This is a genomic window from Mycolicibacterium sp. lyk4-40-TYG-92 (assembly GCF_030209435.1).
In the GTDB taxonomy this organism is placed as follows: Bacteria; Actinomycetota; Actinomycetes; order Mycobacteriales; family Mycobacteriaceae; genus Mycobacterium.
On the sequence record NZ_JARVRX010000023.1, the window covers coordinates 84,871 to 102,724 of the forward strand.

Here is a 17,854-nt window from a genome sequence, read left to right on the forward strand (position 1 = left end):
CGGGATCAGACGGTGACCGGCAGGGTGGCCAGACCCCGCAGCGTCAGGTTGGGCTTGTAGACGGGCTCACCCGCCAACTGCGCGGTCGGGAATCGAGCCGCCAGCGCCGAGAGCGCGACGGAGGCCTCCAATCGGGCCAGCGGCGCGCCGAGACAGAAGTGCGGGCCCTTGCCGAATGCCAGGTGCTTGATCACGCCACGGTCCGGGTCGAATTCGCCGGGCCGGTCGTACATGCGCGGATCCCGTTGTGCGGCAGCCAGAAGCAGCATCATGATGTCGCCCTTGGGTACCGCCATGTCACCGATCTGGATGTCCTCGACGGCGACGCGGCTGGTCAGCTGCACGGGCGGGTCGAAGCGCAATGTTTCCTCGACGATCGACGACGCCCGCGATGGGTCCGCCGCCAGCGCGGCCCAGTGCTGCGGGTGCCGCAGCATGGCCAGCGCCGCGTTGGCGATGAGGTTGACCGTTGTCTCGTGCCCGGCGATCAGCAACAGATTGCAGGTCGCGACGATCTCCTCGGAGGTCAGCTGGTCGCCGTCCTCTTCGGCGGCGATCAGCGCGGAGATGAGGTCCTCGCCCGGCGAACTACGCCGCTCCTCGATGAGGTCCCGCAGGTACCCGCGCAGCCAGAGTCCGGCCTCCATCAGGTCGGCGGTGTCGTCGGCCGTCTCGTCGTTCACCGCGACAAAGGGGTCCAGGCCGCCCGCCAGCAGCGCCGAGGCCCGGCTGAAAAGCGGCTCGTCCGCCATCGGCACCCCGAGCAGCCGGCAGATCACGGCGACCGGCAGCGGGTAGGCCAGGTCGGCCACCACATCCATGGTGCCCGTGACGCCCTCGAGCAGGCCGTCCACCATGGTGCCGATGTCGGCCTCGAGTGCCTTGATCACCTTGGGCGCGAACGCCTTTTGCGCCAGCCCGCGCAGCCGGGTGTGGTCCGGCGGATCGAGGAAGAGGAACCCCGGCTCGCCGAATGGCCGGGCCTGCCGCTGGCCGGCGGCGATCTGCTTCTGCGTGACCGTCGACTTCAGCCGGTCGTTGGCCGATGCCGGGTGCCGCAGCACCTCGTCGCACTCGGCGAAGCCGGGAAACACGACGAGATTCGCGTCGGGCAGCGCCAGCGGCCCGCTGGCCAGGAATCGTTCGTACAGCGGGTACGGGTCGGCCCGGTTGCCCGGATCCATCAACCCGAGAAGCAACGTTTGCGGGTCGATCACTCCCGGTGCGCCAGTCATACAAGCAATTGTGCACAGCGCCGGATCGCCGCAGGTGGCTCCCTATCGGGGCCCGTAGTAGCGCCCCAGCACGTGGTCGCGCAGCTCGTCGAACTCACCGGCGGTGATGGCGGCGCGGATCTGGTCGACGAGCCGGATGATGAACCGTTCGTTGTGGATGGTGCCCAGCGTGGACGCCAGAATCTCCTTGGCCTTGAACAGATGGTGCAGATACGCCCGGGTGTAGTTGGCGCAGGTGTAGCAATCGCATTCGGCGTCAATGGGATTGAAGTCGCGCTTGAACCGGGCGTTGGTGACGTTGAAGCGGCCCGTCGCCGAGTACATCGCGGCGTTGCGGGCGACTCGCGACGGCGACACGCAGTCGAAGGTGTCGGCGCCGGCTTCGATGGCGGCGAACAGATCGTCCGGCTCACTGATGCCGAGCAGGTGCCGCGGTTTGTCGTCGGGCAGTTCGTCGGTGACCCAGCCGACGATGGTCGCCAGGTTCTGCTTCTCGAGAGCGCCGCCGATGCCATAGCCGTCGAAGCCGTGCCCGTCCTCGTCGACGATCCCGACGAGCCCCTTCGTGGCCTGGCGGCGCAGGTCCTCGTACTGCGCACCCTGAACCACCCCGAAGAGCGCCTGCGCCGGCTTGCCCGCGCGTTCGATGCTCAGTCGGCGGTGTTCGGCCAGGCAGCGCACCGCCCACCGGTGGGTGCGTTCCACCGAACGTTCTTGGTAGGCACGGGTGTTCACGAGCGTGGTGAGTTCGTCGAAGGCGAAGATGATGTCCGCACCCAGCTGGTGCTGAATGCCGATCGACACCTCGGGCGTGAAGCGATGCTTGTCACCGTTGAGGTGCGAGCGGAACGTCACCCCGTCTTCGTCGACATGGGCCAGCCGCTCTTTTCCTTCGGCAATGATGTCGTCGGCCTGCAACCGAGCCGTGTCCATGGCCAGCACCTTCTTGAAGCCCACCCCGAGCGACATCACCTGAAAGCCGCCGCTGTCGGTGAACGTCGGCCCGGGCCAGTTCATGAAGGCGCCGAGCCCGCCCGCCGCGTCCACCACATCGGGCCCGGGCTGCAGGTACAAGTGGTAGGCGTTGGAAAGAAGCGCCTGTGCGCCAAGCGATTTCATGGTCTCGGGCAGGACGCCCTTGACCGTCGCCGCGGTGCCGACGGCGATGAAGGCCGGGGTCTGGATGTCACCGTGCGGAGTATGGATCACCCCGGCCCGGCCGCGCCGGTCCGGCAGTTGCGCGGTGACTTCGAAGAACTGCTGACTCACCGCTGTATTCAACCAATTCCCCGCCCCGATACCCGAATGCCCGCGAACAACGCGGAAACAAACAGGTCAGGACGGTTACAGGGATTTTCTGTGAATTCGGTGAACAGGCGGTTTGCGAACCTCATAATGCACTGGATGACCCGCCGTTCGGACGGTTCGCACAAATTAGGAGCACAAGTTATGAAGCGTGGTTTGGTTGTCGCGGTCGCTGGTGCCGCGGTTCTGGCCGCCGGTCTGACCGGCTGTTCCAAGGATGACAAGAAGTCGTCCGGCTCGTCGGCCTCCGCAACGGCCTCGGCGTCGTCGGCCAACGGTAACTCCACTGCAGGCTCCGGCACGGCGAAGGTCAGCATCGACGGCAAGGCCCAGGACGTCCAGGGCCAGATCGGCTGCACCACTGCGGCCGGCAACGTGGTCATCGCCATCGGCAACGCCTCGGGCGGCCTGGGCGTCACCCTGACCGACGCCGACCCGCCGGTCGTCAAGACCGTCGGCCTGGGCGCCGTCAACGGCGTCACCCTGGGCTACACCGACGGCGTTCCGGGCGGCGAGGCCAAGGCCACCAAGGACGGTAAGACCTACAAGATCAGCGGCACCGCAACCGGGGTCGACATGGCCAACCCGATGGAGCCCACCAAGAAGCCCTTCGAGATCGAGGTGACCTGCCCCTAGCCGGTACTGATACAGATACGGGTGGTGTTCCGGATGCCGGAACACCACCCGTTTCTTCGTTCCCGGGGAAGTTGCAGATTCCCGTCTAAACGCCTGGTCACGGGAGTAGCGTCCGGTTCACGCCTAGCCGGGGGAGCGTCGATGTCCGTGCAGATGTTGCCAACCAGCCGTCCCGCCGTTCGTGGAGTGCCGCGAGTCTTCCTGTTGTTCGCGATGTGCTGCGCACTGCTCGTGGGGCCGGCCACCAACATCACGACAGGCGTATTCCTCGGCCTGATCCACACGTCACTCGGTACCGTGATCGGGATCGGCGGGCGGGGCGATCCCACCTCGGCCAACATTCCGGCCAAGCTCAACGACACCGTGGTGCCGCCCGGCTACACCTATGACCCGATCAACTACCCGGCCTCGATCCAGTTGTCGGCCAGCACGGCCATCTCCGGCCCGAAAACCTACGACGAAATCCTGACGCGGTCGCAACCGATCATCGTGGCCGGCTATTCCGAGGGCACCCTCGGTGCCGAATTCGCCAAGAGGCGGTTGCTTGCCAATGGCACCGGCCCTTTGCCCTCTCAGCTGTCGTTCCTGATGATCGCCTCGCCGTTCGCACCGAACGGCGGCATCTTCGAGCGGTTCCCCGGCATAAGCGTGCCATTCATCGTGGGCAACATGGGCCCGGCGGCGCCGTCGGCGTACAACAGCACGTTCATCACCAACGAGTACGACCCGTACGCCGACTTCCCGGCCTACTTCAATCCGCTATCGCTGGCCAACAGTCTGCTGGGCGTCATGTACGCGCACCCGGACGCGTACTACGACTCCTACATTCCCGGCACCACGCCGGCCATCGTCACCTCGGTGACCAACAGCGCCGGCGGCCAGGACACGTATGTGTTCATCACCAATCCCGATCTGCCGTTGTTGGCTCCGCTTCGCCAAGGCGCGGGCGCCATCGGGTTGACGCCGTTGGTCAAACCGCTGCTGGACGCTGTCGAGCCACTGCTGCGGGTGCTGGTCGACATGGGCTACACCGATCGGCAAAACCTGAGTCCCGAACAGAAGACGCCGTTCTCGTTGTTCACGCCGCTGCCGAAGATCGTCGAGGCCCTCACGGCGATACCGGGCGCACTTCAACAGGGCGCCACCAACTTCATCACAGACCTGCAGTCCGAGCTGCACCTGCCGCCTCTGGCGGCCACATCGGCCGTCTCGCCTCCCGTGACACCGCTGGACACCGCCGCCAAGAAGCCCGCGGTCCTGGCGCCGGTGGCCGCGACCGTCCAGGACACGGCCACGAAGGCCGATGAGAAGACGGGCCCCAAGACCGACGCACCGGCCGACGTGAAGACCGACGTAAAAACCGACACGAAGACCGAGCAACCGCAGGCACCGACGGCCTCGACTACCGACCCCGGCCAGAAGCCGACGGGCATCGACGAGCCGAAGGTCAAATCCCCCAAACCGGAGGCGGATTCAGATACGCCGCCGGTGAAGTCGACCAAACCGAAGACCGACCCGGACAGCCCGCCGATCAAAACCACCAAGCCGAAGAAAAAGAAGAACGCGCCCGCCACGGACGCTGGTGACGTGCAGACGGGGTCGACCGCCGGGCCCACATCCGAACCGAAGGACGGCCCCAAACGCGAGTCCGGCCCGGCCGCAGCCTGACTCGCGTTCGGCGACCAGCGGCTGCCAGGCGCGGTGCGCACAGATCGCGATCCCCCGCTAATCGCGATCTGTCCGCACGCCCGGCGGCGCCGATCCAACTCTCAGCAACCGCCAAGGAACACTTTACATACCATTGGTCTTGAATTACGCTTTCGGCAGTGCCCGCGGCGCAGCCGCAGGTAGATCACGTCGCGAAAGGCGCAAGGCGTGAGCCCTACATTCGTCAGGGAGTGCCGACCGTGGTCACGGTCGAAGCCTTTTCACGCGTAGTGTCGTCGATCTACGATTCCGCGGTCCAGCCAGAGCAGTGGACCGCGACCATGGCCGACCTCCACACCATGTTCGAGGCGACCGGCGGCGCGGCTCTGGTGTTGGCCGATGGCGTGAGCCGGGCGCCCCAGAGCGTCACGATCCCGACTGACGCCCTCGCCGAATACGCGGAGTACTACCGCCACATCGATTTCCTCCTCGAGGCCGTCGAGAACGGACCTGTCGGGCAGGTGCGCGGCAGCCAGGAACTCGTCGCATTGCAGCCGAACGCCGAGTTCCACATGGACTGGATGCGACCGCACCGACTCGATGACGGGCTGTTCGTCCGGCTGACGGGCGGCCCCGAACCCGCCACCTGGGTGGTGGCCACCGAGAAACGGGCCGACCCGTTCGACACCGCCGAACGCGTCCACCTGGCCGAGGCGCTGGTCCCGCACTTCCAGCGGGCCCTGCGCATCCAGCACGACCTCAGCTCGGCCAGCCATCAGATCCGCAACATCTCGTCGGCGATGGACAACGTCACCCGCATCGGGATGGCGGTCGTGGACTGCGCGTTGTCGGTGCGATACCTGAACACCGCGGCAGAGAACATCGTCCGCCGTCACGACGGTCTGACCCTCCGCGAGGGCTCGTTCGAGTTCACGCACCCGCCCGCTGACGCGGCCCTACGTCACGGCATCAACGCCGCACTCGGGCAGACCGGGGCGGTCGTGCGGGGTGGCACCTCGCTGTTGTGCCCGCGCCCATCGGGGTTGCGCCCGTACGTCATTCACGTGCTGCCGTTCCAGCATGTGACGGCTCCGCTCGCCGAATCACGGGCCCTGGTGCTGATTCTCGATCCCGAGCAGCACCCGCAACCGGACACCGAGATGCTGCGCCGCTTGTACGGCCTGACGACGGCCGAAGCGGCGGTGGCCATCAGGCTGATACAGGGCGACGGTATCAAGCCCATCGCCGAGAGTATGTGCCTGTCGGCCGGCACCGTCAGAACTCACGTTCAGCACATCTTCGACAAGACGGGCACCCACCGACAGGCCGAGCTCGTCCGCACGCTGCTCGCCATATCGCTGTAGTGCGCCAACCAAATACGCCGATCGGCCGATGCACTGCCCGGAGCCGATGCCGGATCCTTTCTCCAAGGACAAGGAGGGCGCCATGTTCATCACCACCACCGGACCGAACCCATGAGCGCCACAGTCGAACGCTGTGACGTCTGCATCGTCGGTGCCGGCATCGCCGGCCTCAACGCCCTCTTCACGACGTCCCAGTACGTATCGCCGGGCCAGCGGGTGATCCTGCTGGACCGCCGGCAGCGCGCGGGCGGCATGTGGGTCGACACCTATGACTACGTGCGGCTGCACCAGCCACACCCGTTCTTCACGGTCGGGAACATCGGTTGGACGCTCGGCGCCGAGCCGTCCCATCTGGCCACCAAACAGGAAGTGCTGGCGCACGTCGACCACTGCCTCGACGTGCTGCGGCAGCGCATCGCGATCGACGAATATTACGGCTGGACAATACAATCCGACACCGAGGCCGACGGCGTCGTGCGCGTGCAGTGCCGGTCGGGCGACGGGCGCAGCATGGTCGTCGAAGCCAAGCGCCTGATCAAGGCCATCGCCTCCGACGTCGAGCCCAACGATCCGCTACCGGTGTCCAGCACCAGCGTCCATTCGGTGTCGCCGAACTACTGCGACATGCGCAGCGGCGACATCGATGCCAGCGACGCTCCGGTCTGGGTGATCGGCAGCGGCAAGACCGCGATGGACACCGCGTACGCCCTCATCACCCGCCACCCCGGACGCGAGGTGAATCTGCTGGCAGGTTCGGGAACCTATTTCGCGCACCGGGACCGCCTGTTCCCCACCGGGGGCAGGCGGTGGTGGGGTGGCTTGACGTTCAATGCCTTCGCCGACGAAGTGACCCAGATGTTCGACGGCACCAACGAAGAGCAAGTGGCCCGCCACTGGCGCGAGCGGTGTGGCGTCTGGGTGACACCCAGCACCGGCAACTTCCTGCTCGGGCTCCTGTCGACCGCCGAGCGCGACGCCATCGCCGACGGATTGAACGACATCGTGATGGACCACTTCGTGGACGCCGTCGACCGCGACGGCCGAACCGAACTGCAGCTGCGCAGCGGCGCGGTCCGGGAGATCGACGCCGACAGCTGGATCGTCAACTGCACCGGGTATCTGCTGCAGCACTCACCACCGTATGAGCCCTACGCCTCCCCCAGTGGCCGGGTGCTGTCGCTGAACGCTCGCGCCGCGACGCTGCATCTGACGACGTACATGGGCTACTTCCTGCCGCATCTGATGTTCACCGGCCAGCTCACCGAGGTCCCGCTCTACGAGCTCGACTTGATCGACTTGCGCCGCAAGTGCAACGCGGTGTTCCCTCACACCCTGATGACGCTGGCTGTACACAACCTCAGTCTCATCTCAGATGTCTTGCCCCTCAGCGTTTTTCGGGACTGCGGAGTGGACGTGGCACGCTGGTATCCGCTGCCGCGCCAAGCCGTCGGGATGGCCCAGTTCCTGGCCACCCACCACCGACGCCGCCCGCACCTGCAGCGCACGCTCGACACCGTCGCCAAGCGCTTCGACGTCCACTGCTCCCCGCTCGCCCGCGGCAGTGCGCCTACTCAGCCAGTGACAACTCCGGGGGCGGGACGCGCAGACCACGCGTGAGAACCAGGAGATACACCACGCCGATCGACATCCAGATCACCCCGAGAGTCAGTGCGGCACTGCCCAATTGGGTGAGCAGGTAGACGTCCACGAGCGCACCGATCAACGGAATCACCACATATGTCAGTGGATTCAGCTGTTGCTCGTGGCGATGCCGGACGAAGTAGCCGATGACCGACAGATTCACCAGCGTGAAGGCCGTGAAGGCACCGAAGTTGATGAACGACGTCGACGTGGCGACGCTGAGGAACACCGCGCCGAGGCCGATGAGCCCGCACAGCACGATGTTGAAGACGGGCGTGAAGAACCGGGGCGACAGCTTGCCGAAGAACTTCTTGGGCAGCACCGAGTCTCGGCCCATCGCGTACAGCAATCGGGACACGCTGGCCTGCGCCGCCAGGCCCGAGGTGAACTGACCGATGATCAGTCCCGTCACGAAGAACGCGGCGAACAGCGCCCCGCCGATGGTCCGGGCCGTGTCCGCGGCCAGCGAATCGGCGTTCGGGAAGGTGCCGCCGGGCTGGACCAGCGTCAGGACGTACGCGACCGTCACGAAGACCACCCCGCCGACGAGAGCGACGAGCATGATCGCGCGCGGGATGTTGCGCTGCGGATTCTTGGTGTCCTCCGTGAGCGTGCTGACGGCGTCGAAACCGAGGAAGGAGTACGCCGCGATGGCCGCGCCCGCGGCGATCGCCGGGAAGCCACCGGTACCGGCGAACGGGGTGGCGGACACCAGCGAGCCGCCGCCGTGGCGGGACACCATGTGCGCCACCGCGAAACCGACGAACAGCGCGATCACGAGGAACTGCAGGGCCATCAGGACCAAGTTGGCCTTGTCCGCCACCTTGAGTCCGATGATGTTCAGCGCGGTCGTCACGACGATGAACGCCACGATCCACACCCACGCCGGCACCGACGGAAACTCACCGGTCAGGTAGGCGGCACCGATCAACCAGATGACCAGCGGCAAGAACAGGTAGTCGAGCAGGATCGTCCAGCCCACCAGGAATCCGAGCCGCGAATCCAGTGCCTTGCGGACGTAGGTGTACGACGACCCCGCGACCGGATAGTGCACCGACATCTTCGCGTAGCTCGCGGCCGTGAACAGCATGGCCACGGTGGCCAGCAGATAAGAACCGGCACTGGCGCCGGCGGACGCCTCGGCGATCACGCCGAAGATCCCCAGGACGATGATGGGCGCCATGTAGGCGAGGCCGAACAGCGTCACGCCACCCAGGCCGAGCGTCGCGTTGAGGTGGCCGGCCTCGCTGGGCTGCTGGGCAGTTTCGGTCATGACGGTCCTTCGGGGTCGACGGGCTGCGGCTGCCACCGCTGGTGCACCAGCTGGCCGCCGTAGACGGGCAGCTCGATCGGGTCGTCATCGGCGCGCAACTGCTCCCATACCCGGTTGACCCCGGCGGTGCCGTGGGTCCGCACCGCGGTCACCTGGTCGAGGTCGATCGTCAGATGCGTGACCTCCGGTTCGGCGTGGGGCGCGTGGGCGAGCACCTCACCCTCCGGTCCGACGTAGATGCTCTGCCCCCGCCCGAGTGGTCCGGCGGCGTTGACGCTGAGGTAGTAGATCTGGTTCGTGATCGCGTTGGCGCGGGCCAGGACGAGCTCCTGCGCGCGGTCGTCGGACGTCGTCTTGACGATGTTGAACACGACCTCCGCGCCGAGCCATGCGATCTGCCGGGTCGCCTCGGGAAACCAGCTGTCGTAGCAGATGTTGACACCCATCCGGCCGACGCCGGGTACGTCGAAGGCCGTAAAACCGGCCCCTGACGCCCACGGCTCGTATGGCCGCCACGGGAACACCTTGCGGTACGACGAGACCAGCCGGCCGTCGGGATCGAAGACGAGCGCGGTGTTGTACACCCGGCCGTCTGCGCCGCGCTCGGCGATCGAGCCGGGCAGCAGCCAGACGCCGGCGGCGGCAGCCACGGCGCCGAGCGCCTGCACGAGCGGTCCGGCAAGCGGCTCGGCGACAGCGTCGAAATAGGACCGCGGATCGTCGGCGCCATCGCTTGCCCCGAGCAGGTGAATCTCGGGGAACACCACCATCTGCGTATCCGGCCGCTCGGCGAGGATCGCCGCCAGCTCGGCAGCCAGCTCGGCCACCGGATCGTCGCCTTGCAGGGGGCTGGCCTGGACCAGCGCAACCCGCCAATGTCGACTCATCTCACCTCACCATCGGCACACACGGCATCAGTGTGCGCCAGGACACATGTACCTCGGTCGGACAATCTGGGGATTATTTGTCTGATTATTCGACATTCCGTACATTCACCGGTTCTCAGCGGTGGTGCGCGGCGAAGAACTGCCAGATGGTGTCGGTGGCGTTCACTGCGGTCGAAGGCGGTGGCAGGTCACCAAGCCGTTGCACCAGCGGGCTCGGGACGCCGCCGGGCCACTGATGGCCGGCACCGGCGATGCTGATCAGTTCCACGGTGCGGCCGCCGGGACAGTCGGCCGTCTGCGACGTCACGGCGCCGGTGCTCGACGTCACCGGGGCTGCGCATGCGTCGATATCTCGCCAAATCGTGTTCACCGCAGACACCGAAGGACCGTCGACATTGGGTGCGCCGGTGAATGTCCTGGCCTTGCCCGGGCCGCCACCGAAGGGGACACGGTCGTCGGCGGTGCCGTGGATCTGCAGCACCGAGGTCGGGGCGGCGTACGAACAGTCGGTCAGCAGCGTGCCGGCAACGGGAGCGACCGCGGCGAAAAGCTCCGTCTGACAAGCGAGGCGTAGCGCCATCATGGCGCCGTTGGACATACCCGTGACGTAGACCCGGGCTGGATCGATGGGTACCTGCGCTTCGATGGCGCCGACCATCGCGGTGATGAATCCGACGTCGTCGATATTGCGGTTCTTCGGTATCCCGCAACAGCTTCCGGCGTTCCATGCGCGATCCATCCCGTCTGGATACGCAACAACGAACCGGCCCGAGTCGGCCTCGGCGTCCCAGTTGTACGCACGCTCGGCCTGCGCCCCGTCGCCGTAGCCGCCGTGCAGCATGACGACCAGTGGGCTCGCGGCGCTGAGCCCGGCCGGACGGTACACCTGAAACGTCCGCGTCAGTCCGCCCGCCTGTACCGAGTTGCTGGACGGGCCGTCGGGTATGCCACTACCTGGCGCGCCCACCGCGGACTGCCTGCCGAGGCAACCGCCGACCGCGAGCAGCGCGACAGCCAGCAGCGCGGCGGCGAGTGCGCGCCGTAGCGAACGGGTCATGCTCCCATGGTGCACGCCGCGCGGTGAAGTTGTAACTACCGCCCCAGCCGGGCCAGCGCGACGGCGGCGGCGTTGGCCCCGCACATGCCGTGCCCACCCGGACCCGGCGGCGTGGCCGCCGAGCAGATGTACATCCCAGGGACCCCGATGGTGTACGGCGACAACGTCGTTCGCGGCCCGAAGGCCAGCTGCCGGATGTCCTTGGCCCCGGTGTTGATGTCACCACCCACGTAATTCGCGTTGTAGACCGACATCTCGGTGGTGGACCGCACGGCCTGCCCGACGATGCGATCGCGGAATCCGGGCGCGAACCGCTCGATCTGCGCGATGATCGCCTCGGTGGCGTCACCGCTGTAGCCATTGGGCACGTGCGCATACGCCGACACCGGATTGACCGTGCCGACCGACCGCCCCGGGTCGGCGAGGTACTGCTGGAACGCCAGCACGAAGGGGCGCTGCGGCATCCGGCCCGCGTGAATGTCCCGTTCTGTCGTGGCGATCTCGGCGAAATCGCCGCCCAGGTGGACGGTGCCGGCCCGGCGGGCGGCGGCATTGGTCCACGGAACCTCGCCCTCCACCGCGAAATCGACCTTGAAAGCACCGGGGCCATAACGGAACCGCTCGAAGGCGCGGCGCACCCGCGGCGGCAGCCGATCTCCGAGGATCCCCGCGACGGCGGTGGGCGACAGATCGAAGACCGTGATGTCGGCGGGCGGCAACTGAGCCGCCGAGGTGATCCGCACGCCCGTCTCGACCTTGCCGCCCAGTTCGGTGAGCACCGCCTCGAACGCGTTGGTGATCGCCTGCGATCCCCCGGCGGCCACTGGCCAGCCGTTGGCGTGCCCGGCAGTGATGATGCCCAGCCCGATCGCCGAGGTGAGCGGATGGTGCAGCGGCTGAAAGGTATGTGCGGCAACGCCTCCGAAAAGGGCGCGGGCCTGCGGCGTACGGAAGACCCGGGCCAGAGCTGCCGCGGGCAGCACCGTCGGCGCCCCGAACCTGGCCAGCTCCAACGGATGCCGCGGCACCCGGAGCAGCGGGCCCATGATGTCGTCGGACAGCTTGGCGAACCGGCGCGACGGTCCGCCGAACAGCAACTTCCACCGCGATCCGTCGGCCCCGAGCCCGTCCGCCGTGGTCTCGACCGAGCGGTACAGCGAACCGGCGGTGCCGTCGTCGAGCGGGTGGACGCAGTCGATCTCGGTCCACTTCCACTGCAGGCCATAGCGATCCAGGCCGAGATCTCTGATGAACTTGGAACCGGCCGGCATCACGTGGATGGCCGCGCAATCGTCGAACACCAGGCCCGGCATGACGTACTCGCTGGAGCGGATGCCGCCGCCGATCCGGTCGGCGGCCTCCAGGACCGTGACGTCGATCCCCTTGGCGGCCAAGGTGATGGCGGCGGCGAGCCCGTTGGGCCCGGCGCCGACCACAACCGCATTACTCATGCGCGATCCGCCTTCGCTACTCGCCGGCCTCTCATCAGTGCAGGACTCCGGCCCGCTGCCAGGTGACGTTGAGCGGGATCGGCCCGTTGGGCAGCCACGGCTGCTCGTCGACCAGGTCCTTCACATTCCACGTGCCACGCTCGATGACGCCCAGTGCCGCATCGATCACCTTGTACTCCTGCGTCATCTTGTGGATAGGCTGCGACTCCACCCAGGCGATGACGAACTCGCCCGGCTCGAACTGCGCCTCTGATTGGATGGCCCGGATCAGGTCTTCATTGTGCAGGTGCCCGTCGCCGAAGTTGAAGCCGATGATGGTGTTACAGGACATCTCGCCTTCACGGACGACGCGGGTGTCGATGTCGGGCAGGCATTTCAGCAGCACCGAGTACAAACCACGGCCCTGGCTGTGCATGGCCCGCCATGCCGTCACCTGCTGGGTGAACACCTCGGCGGTGAGCGGGTCCCACCCGAAGGCGACGTACTGGTCGGCCGAGTTGGGCGACGACCGGGTGACACGGTTGAGCTTCTGCTCGGCACCGGGTGTGAAGGTCCACACCGCCGAGGCCCAGTTGCCGGCGTACTGGCGCATGGCCGGCAGGAACGAGACGAGGTCGGGGCGCAGGTTGCCGAGGACCGGGAAGAACGACAGCGCCGCGGCGAGCACGATGGCCAGCCAGCCCGGGTTCATGTCCCACACCGCGTAGCCGTCCCCATTGGGGAAACCCAGGAACAGGAAGATGGTGGCGTAGGCGAACAGCACGTTCCATTCCACCGGCACCGCCAGCGGGAACGTCGAGATGATGAACAGGTGGAAGCTGACCATGATGGCGGCGGCCGCGATGGACAGCCACGGCCACGGCGAGAACAGAAGTGCCAGTGGCGCAGCGATTTCCACGATGCTGCCCGGCCCGTGTGCCATGAAGGTGGCCAGGTGCGACGGACGCAGATCCTCGGGGAAGTTGCGGTAGTGGGCCCGCTTGAGCCACTTGAACGGGATCGCGGGGCTGTTGCTCACCATCGGCGGGATGACGTTGGTGAAGTGCAGGCCGAACTTCGAGACACCGGCCCAGATCCAGACGGTGCCGATCAGCAGCTTGCCGGCGATGATCATGTTGACGAACGGCAGGGTGGCGAAGAAGATCAGCGCGGGCAGGTACTGCTCGCCGCGGCCGGCCAGGAAGATCGTCTTGTCCCGCAGTCCGATCAGCACGAACAGGATGATCGGCGCGACGAAGAGGGCGGGGTTGACCAGTCCGGAGGTGTTGTCCGGCAACGCTTTCGACAGCGATTCACTGGGCACGCCGGGCAGCACCAGCGCGATGAGCACGGTGGCCATCAGGGCCAGGTACACGACGATGTCGAACCAGGTGCGCCGGTCGCCGTTCGTGAACGGCACTGCCTTCCACGGCCGGAGCCGAATGGTGTTGGGCTTGGCCCAGAATCGGAATCCGCCCGTCATCGGCTTGGTCTTACCGGCGAGCGGCCCCCACGAGCCCGCGAACCCGATGAGTTCCAGGAGGACGGTCCACAGGATCGCCTTCTGGTAGACGATCGGCTGGTCCCACCACTGTGACACGTGCCAGAACGCCGGCAGATGCGACGTCGAGGTGGCGATCGCAACGCCACCCAGGGCGTAGAAGAACGTGAGTTTGACGATGTAGAGGACGTGGATCATGCGCGGTGCGCCGTACCCTTCGTCCACCCATTTGAGACACATGATGCGGAGCCGCTCCTGCAGCGGCATGTGGAGAAACTCTTCCAGATCGACCTTCGGCAAGGTCGGTTTGATGAATCCCATGAGGTGAGCTCCTTTGCTGGTATCAGGCTAGATTCGCGGTTCGGTGGCGGTGAGGGTTTTGCGCAGGGACGGCTTGTCGATCTTGCCGACGGGGTTCTTCGGCAGCGTCTCCAGAACCGTGATGTCCACGGGCAGTTTGTATTTCGACAGTGACGCTCGCAGGTGCGCGGTGACGCCGTCGATGTCGAGCTCGACGCCGGGGTGCGCGGAGACGAACAGCACCGGCTCTTCCCCGTAGAGCCCGCTCGGGCGTCCGACCACCGCGGCCTCGGCGACCCCGGCAATCTGGTGCACGACGGTCTCGATCTCCTTGGGGTAGATGTTCTCGCCGCCGCGGATGATCATGTCCTTGGCCCGGTCGACCAGGACCAGGTAGCCGTCCTCGTCGAATCGCCCGACGTCGCCGGTGTACAACCAGCCGTCCCTCAGGGTCTTCTCGGTCTCCTCCGGACGGTTCAGATAGCCACGCATCACGTTGGGTCCCTTGATCACCACCTCGCCGAGCTCGCCCTGGGGCACTTCGGCACCGGCCAGGTCGACGATGCGAATCTGCTGCCCCGGCAACGGGATTCCCACGGTGCCGACCTTGCGCGTCCCATTCAGCGGGTTGCCGGTGCTGGCGCACGAGCCTTCGGACAGCCCGTAGCCCTCGATCATGCCGATGCCGTAACGCTTTTCGAAGCCCTCCAGCAGTTCGATGCTGGCCGGCGCGGCGCCACAGACAGCGAATCGCACCGCGGACGTGTCGGGCTGAACCTCGGGCGGCAGACCCAGCAGCATCGTGTAAATGGTTGGCACCGCGGAGAAGTAGGTGGCGCGGCTGGATTCCAGGCGGGCGAAGAAGGTTGCTGGATTGAACCGGCCGGCGATGGTGGTCCGGCCGCCGGCGAGCAGCGGCGACAGCACGCTGACGACGATGCCGTTCACGTGGAACAGCGGCAGGATGAGCAGGCTGTGGTCGGTGTCGGTCAACTCGAAGCCTTCGATCACCATGGCGCACATGGCGTTCAGGTTCGCGTTGTCGAGCATGACGCCCTTGGGCCGGCCGGTGGTGCCGCTGGTGTAGATCAGCAGGGCCAGGTCGTGGTCGTTGCCGGCCACGGGATCGGCCAGGCGGGGCTCGCCACCCATGTCGTCGACGTGCAGCACCGTGACGTCGGAGTCGACGTCACGGTCGACGACGAGGACGACAGCACCGGCGTCGGCCACCTGGTAGGCGACTTCGGCGGGTACCAGGGTCGGGCTGATGGGTGTCGCGACGGCGCCGAGTCGCCAGGTGGCGAACAGCGCGACGACGAATTCCGCGCGGTTCGGGAGCATGATGCCGACGACGTCGCCGGCGCGCACACCGCGCTGATGCAGCGCGCCGGCGGCGCGCTGGACGGCATCGAGAAAGGCGGCGTTGTCGAGGTCGGTGTGGTCGTCGGCGACGGCCGGTGCGTGTGGCGCCGCGGCAGCGCGACGGTCGGGCAGGGTGGCGAGGTTCATGTCATAAAAGTAGAAGTTTGTGGCGTGCGCCACTCCGTCGTGCGCCGATCAACTTTGGCGAGCGATTTGTACGTTCGGCACAAAGTTTGGCTCTACAGTCGGCACATGGATCCGGCGGTCAGCGAGGCCAACAACGCGATCATGACCCGCCTCATCGCCCGGCAGACCGAGGTCGCGCGCTCCGTCGGGCAGCGTCTGGCCAGCGATATCACCGAGCTGCGCGGCGATCCCGAGATCATCGAACTGCTCCGCGCCAGTGTCGGCGGCAACGTCGAGACCATATTCCACGCGCTGCGTTACGACATATCTCTGGAGAACATCGAAGCGCCGACCGCCGCCCTCGAGTACGCCCGCCGGCTCGCACAGCGCGGCGTGCCGATGAACGCCTTGACGCGGGCCTACCGCATCGGCCACGCCCTGGTGCTCGACGTCGCCGGCGAGGAGATCAACCGGGCCGGCTTCGCGCCGCAGACCAGCCTGGCCTTCTTCGAGCGGCTGACGTCGGTGACGTTCCGCTACATCGACTGGATCTCGCAACAGGTCGTCACGGTCTACGAGGACGAACGCGACCGCTGGCTCGCCAACCGCAACAGCACGCAGGCCCTGCGGGTGCGGGAAGTCTTGTCCGGCAACGACTCCGACCCCGAGGCCATCACGGCCGCGATCCGCTATCCGATGCGCCGCCGGCATCTGGGCGTCGTGTTGTGGTGGCCGAGCGGTAGCGGGCACGTCACCGGGCACGACGACGCGCTGGCCAAACTCGAGCAGTTCCTGCGCGCGGCTGCCGAACATGTCGGCTCCCAGGGCAGTCCGCTGTTCCTGGCGGCCGACCAACGGACCGGCTGGGGCTGGCTGCCGTTGTCCGGGGCGACCGCACCTGCAGCATCCGCACAGCTGCGGCAGTTCACGGACTCCCATCCCAACGCCCCTGCCGTCGCCATCGGCATCCCATTGCCGGGCGTCGACGGGTTCCGCCGGTCGCACCGGCAGGCTCTGCGCGCGCACAGCGTCGCGGTGACGGCCGACCTGACGGGCGTCACCGCGGCCGACGACCCAGGCTTCGCCGCCGCCGCGCTGATGGGCGAGAACCAGGACGACGCACGGGAGTTCGTCCACACGGTTCTCGGGCCGCTGGCCGGGGCCGGCGGCAACGACGCGCGCCTGCGCGAAACCCTGCAGGTGTTTCTACGGCACGGCGGTAGCTACACCGCCGCGGCCGACGAGCTGGTGGTGCATTTCAACACCGTCAAGTACCGCGTCGGGAGGGCGCTCGAACGCCGCGGCCGACCCCTTGGCGACGACCGGCTGGACATCGAGATGGCGCTGCTGCTGTGCCAGTGGTACGCGGCTGCGGTTTTGCTCGACGAATAGTTGCTCGCCTGCCAGCAAGGTCACCAGAAGCAGGTATTGCCAGCATATTCACAGCATCAGTGATCGAATCGAGACTGATAGCAAACAGGTATGTGTCAACCAGCTGGTTCACTGCTGTAACAGATGCGCCGCGGCCGGCGATACCACGGTAGTGGTCGGATGAACCGAGTACGACCTTGTAGGTTCACCTGGCCACACGCGAGAAAACCAGGATTGGAGTATCACTAATGCGCAACTCAGGACGTTTGATCGGATTTGCTGCGGTATCAGCCCTCGCGCTGGTCCCGCTTGCCGTCGCGGCTCCGGCGTGGGCCGACGACGAGGTTTCCGGTGAAACCGGCGCCGCGGTCGCTACCCCGATCGGCAATGGCAACGCCGGTGGCGGCGCCGGCTTCGGCGTGGAGAACCCCTTCTGGCACCCCTTCGACGCGTCCAGCAACACGGGCGGCGGCGCCGGTGTGAACACCCCGCTCGGCGGCGGCGAGTTCAACACCGCCACCGGCACCGATGCCGGCATCAACGGCGCGGGCTTCGACACCAACACCGGCGCGGCGGTCAACACCCCGCTGGGTGGCAGCAACTTCAACACCGGCGCGGCCACCGACTTCAACGTGCCCAACCCGGCTGACTTCATGCCGAACTTCGGCGGCGGCGCGGGCGTGAACACCCCGTTCGGTGGCAGCGGCTTCAACGCCGGC

Annotated in this window: 13 protein-coding genes and 1 pseudogene; 6 read left to right on the forward strand and 8 right to left on the reverse strand. The window is 66.8% G+C overall.

Annotated elements, in window-relative coordinates:
• Nucleotides 1–5 precede the first annotated feature (5 nt).
• Entirely contained in the window at nucleotides 6–1,235 is a 1,230-nt protein-coding gene (locus QRN63_RS27235; RefSeq protein WP_285034060.1) for a cytochrome P450, read from the reverse strand.
• 42 nt (nucleotides 1,236–1,277) lie between these two features.
• Nucleotides 1,278–2,504 carry a tRNA guanosine(34) transglycosylase Tgt gene (gene tgt / locus QRN63_RS27240; RefSeq protein WP_285034062.1) on the reverse strand — a complete coding sequence of 409 codons (1,227 nt, stop codon included), beginning with the start codon at nucleotides 2,502–2,504 and terminating at the stop codon, nucleotides 1,278–1,280.
• A gap of 180 nt (nucleotides 2,505–2,684) precedes the next feature.
• Here tgt and QRN63_RS27245 point away from each other — a divergent pair, with 180 nt between their 5' ends.
• From QRN63_RS27245 to QRN63_RS27260, 4 genes are all read left to right on the forward strand, one after another.
• Nucleotides 2,685–3,176 (forward strand): lipoprotein LpqH, encoded by a 492-nt coding sequence (locus tag QRN63_RS27245; protein ID WP_267319526.1) that lies wholly within the window; start codon nucleotides 2,685–2,687, stop codon nucleotides 3,174–3,176.
• Nucleotides 3,177–3,317: 141 nt separating this feature from the next.
• The gene (locus QRN63_RS27250; protein ID WP_285034064.1) at nucleotides 3,318–4,844 is read left to right on the forward strand and encodes a PE-PPE domain-containing protein; all 1,527 of its coding nucleotides are present in this window, start codon (nucleotides 3,318–3,320) and stop codon (nucleotides 4,842–4,844) included.
• Between the two features lie 239 nt (nucleotides 4,845–5,083).
• Entirely contained in the window at nucleotides 5,084–6,187 is a 1,104-nt protein-coding gene (locus QRN63_RS27255; RefSeq protein WP_285034066.1) for a helix-turn-helix transcriptional regulator, read from the forward strand.
• Nucleotides 6,188–6,298: 111 nt separating this feature from the next.
• Complete coding sequence (locus tag QRN63_RS27260) at nucleotides 6,299–7,804, forward strand: FAD-dependent oxidoreductase (protein WP_285034067.1); 1,506 nt, start codon at nucleotides 6,299–6,301, stop codon at nucleotides 7,802–7,804.
• On the opposite strand, the gene QRN63_RS27265 is transcribed toward QRN63_RS27260, so the two are convergent.
• From QRN63_RS27265 to QRN63_RS27290, 6 genes are all read right to left on the reverse strand, one after another.
• Entirely contained in the window at nucleotides 7,755–9,101 is a 1,347-nt protein-coding gene (locus QRN63_RS27265) for an APC family permease (RefSeq protein ID WP_285034069.1), read from the reverse strand. The genes QRN63_RS27260 and QRN63_RS27265 overlap by 50 nt on opposite strands.
• Nucleotides 9,098–9,988: a carbon-nitrogen hydrolase family protein gene (locus QRN63_RS27270; protein WP_285034071.1), complete on the reverse strand. Its 891-nt coding sequence runs from the start codon at nucleotides 9,986–9,988 to the stop codon at nucleotides 9,098–9,100. The genes QRN63_RS27265 and QRN63_RS27270 overlap by 4 nt, the downstream gene beginning before the upstream one ends.
• A gap of 115 nt (nucleotides 9,989–10,103) precedes the next feature.
• Nucleotides 10,104–11,045, reverse strand: a complete 942-nt coding sequence (locus QRN63_RS27275) for a CE1 family esterase (protein ID WP_285034073.1) — start codon at nucleotides 11,043–11,045, stop codon at nucleotides 10,104–10,106.
• A gap of 35 nt (nucleotides 11,046–11,080) precedes the next feature.
• Nucleotides 11,081–12,496: a phytoene desaturase family protein gene (locus tag QRN63_RS27280; protein WP_285034074.1), complete on the reverse strand. Its 1,416-nt coding sequence runs from the start codon at nucleotides 12,494–12,496 to the stop codon at nucleotides 11,081–11,083.
• A gap of 34 nt (nucleotides 12,497–12,530) precedes the next feature.
• Nucleotides 12,531–14,297, reverse strand: a complete 1,767-nt coding sequence (locus QRN63_RS27285) for a DUF3556 domain-containing protein (RefSeq protein ID WP_285034076.1) — start codon at nucleotides 14,295–14,297, stop codon at nucleotides 12,531–12,533.
• Between the two features lie 27 nt (nucleotides 14,298–14,324).
• Nucleotides 14,325–15,785: a class I adenylate-forming enzyme family protein gene (locus QRN63_RS27290; RefSeq protein ID WP_285034078.1), complete on the reverse strand. Its 1,461-nt coding sequence runs from the start codon at nucleotides 15,783–15,785 to the stop codon at nucleotides 14,325–14,327.
• Nucleotides 15,786–15,890: 105 nt separating this feature from the next.
• Between QRN63_RS27290 and QRN63_RS27295 the strand changes: the two genes are divergently transcribed.
• A complete protein-coding gene (locus tag QRN63_RS27295) occupies nucleotides 15,891–17,156 on the forward strand; it encodes a PucR family transcriptional regulator (protein ID WP_285034080.1) in 1,266 nt (421 codons plus the stop codon).
• A gap of 227 nt (nucleotides 17,157–17,383) precedes the next feature.
• Nucleotides 17,384–17,854, forward strand: a pseudogene (locus tag QRN63_RS27300) (hypothetical protein); the annotation flags it as partial.

Excerpts from the sequence above, each read along its gene's own strand:
- QRN63_RS27290 (WP_285034078.1), bottom strand. The coding sequence starts at position 15,785 with ATGAACCTCGCCACCCTGCCCGACCGTCGCGCTGCCGCGGCGCCACAC.
- QRN63_RS27265 (WP_285034069.1), bottom strand. The coding sequence starts at position 9,101 with ATGACCGAAACTGCCCAGCAGCCCAGCGAGGCCGGCCACCTCAACGCG.
- QRN63_RS27235 (WP_285034060.1), bottom strand. The coding sequence starts at position 1,235 with ATGACTGGCGCACCGGGAGTGATCGACCCGCAAACGTTGCTTCTCGGG.
- QRN63_RS27280 (WP_285034074.1), bottom strand. The coding sequence starts at position 12,496 with ATGAGTAATGCGGTTGTGGTCGGCGCCGGGCCCAACGGGCTCGCCGCC.
- QRN63_RS27245 (WP_267319526.1), top strand. The coding sequence starts at position 2,685 with ATGAAGCGTGGTTTGGTTGTCGCGGTCGCTGGTGCCGCGGTTCTGGCC.
- QRN63_RS27270 (WP_285034071.1), bottom strand. The coding sequence starts at position 9,988 with ATGAGTCGACATTGGCGGGTTGCGCTGGTCCAGGCCAGCCCCCTGCAA.
- QRN63_RS27250 (WP_285034064.1), top strand. The coding sequence starts at position 3,318 with ATGTCCGTGCAGATGTTGCCAACCAGCCGTCCCGCCGTTCGTGGAGTG.
- QRN63_RS27295 (WP_285034080.1), top strand. The coding sequence starts at position 15,891 with ATGGATCCGGCGGTCAGCGAGGCCAACAACGCGATCATGACCCGCCTC.
- QRN63_RS27260 (WP_285034067.1), top strand. The coding sequence starts at position 6,299 with ATGAGCGCCACAGTCGAACGCTGTGACGTCTGCATCGTCGGTGCCGGC.
- QRN63_RS27275 (WP_285034073.1), bottom strand. The coding sequence starts at position 11,045 with ATGACCCGTTCGCTACGGCGCGCACTCGCCGCCGCGCTGCTGGCTGTC.
- QRN63_RS27285 (WP_285034076.1), bottom strand. The coding sequence starts at position 14,297 with ATGGGATTCATCAAACCGACCTTGCCGAAGGTCGATCTGGAAGAGTTT.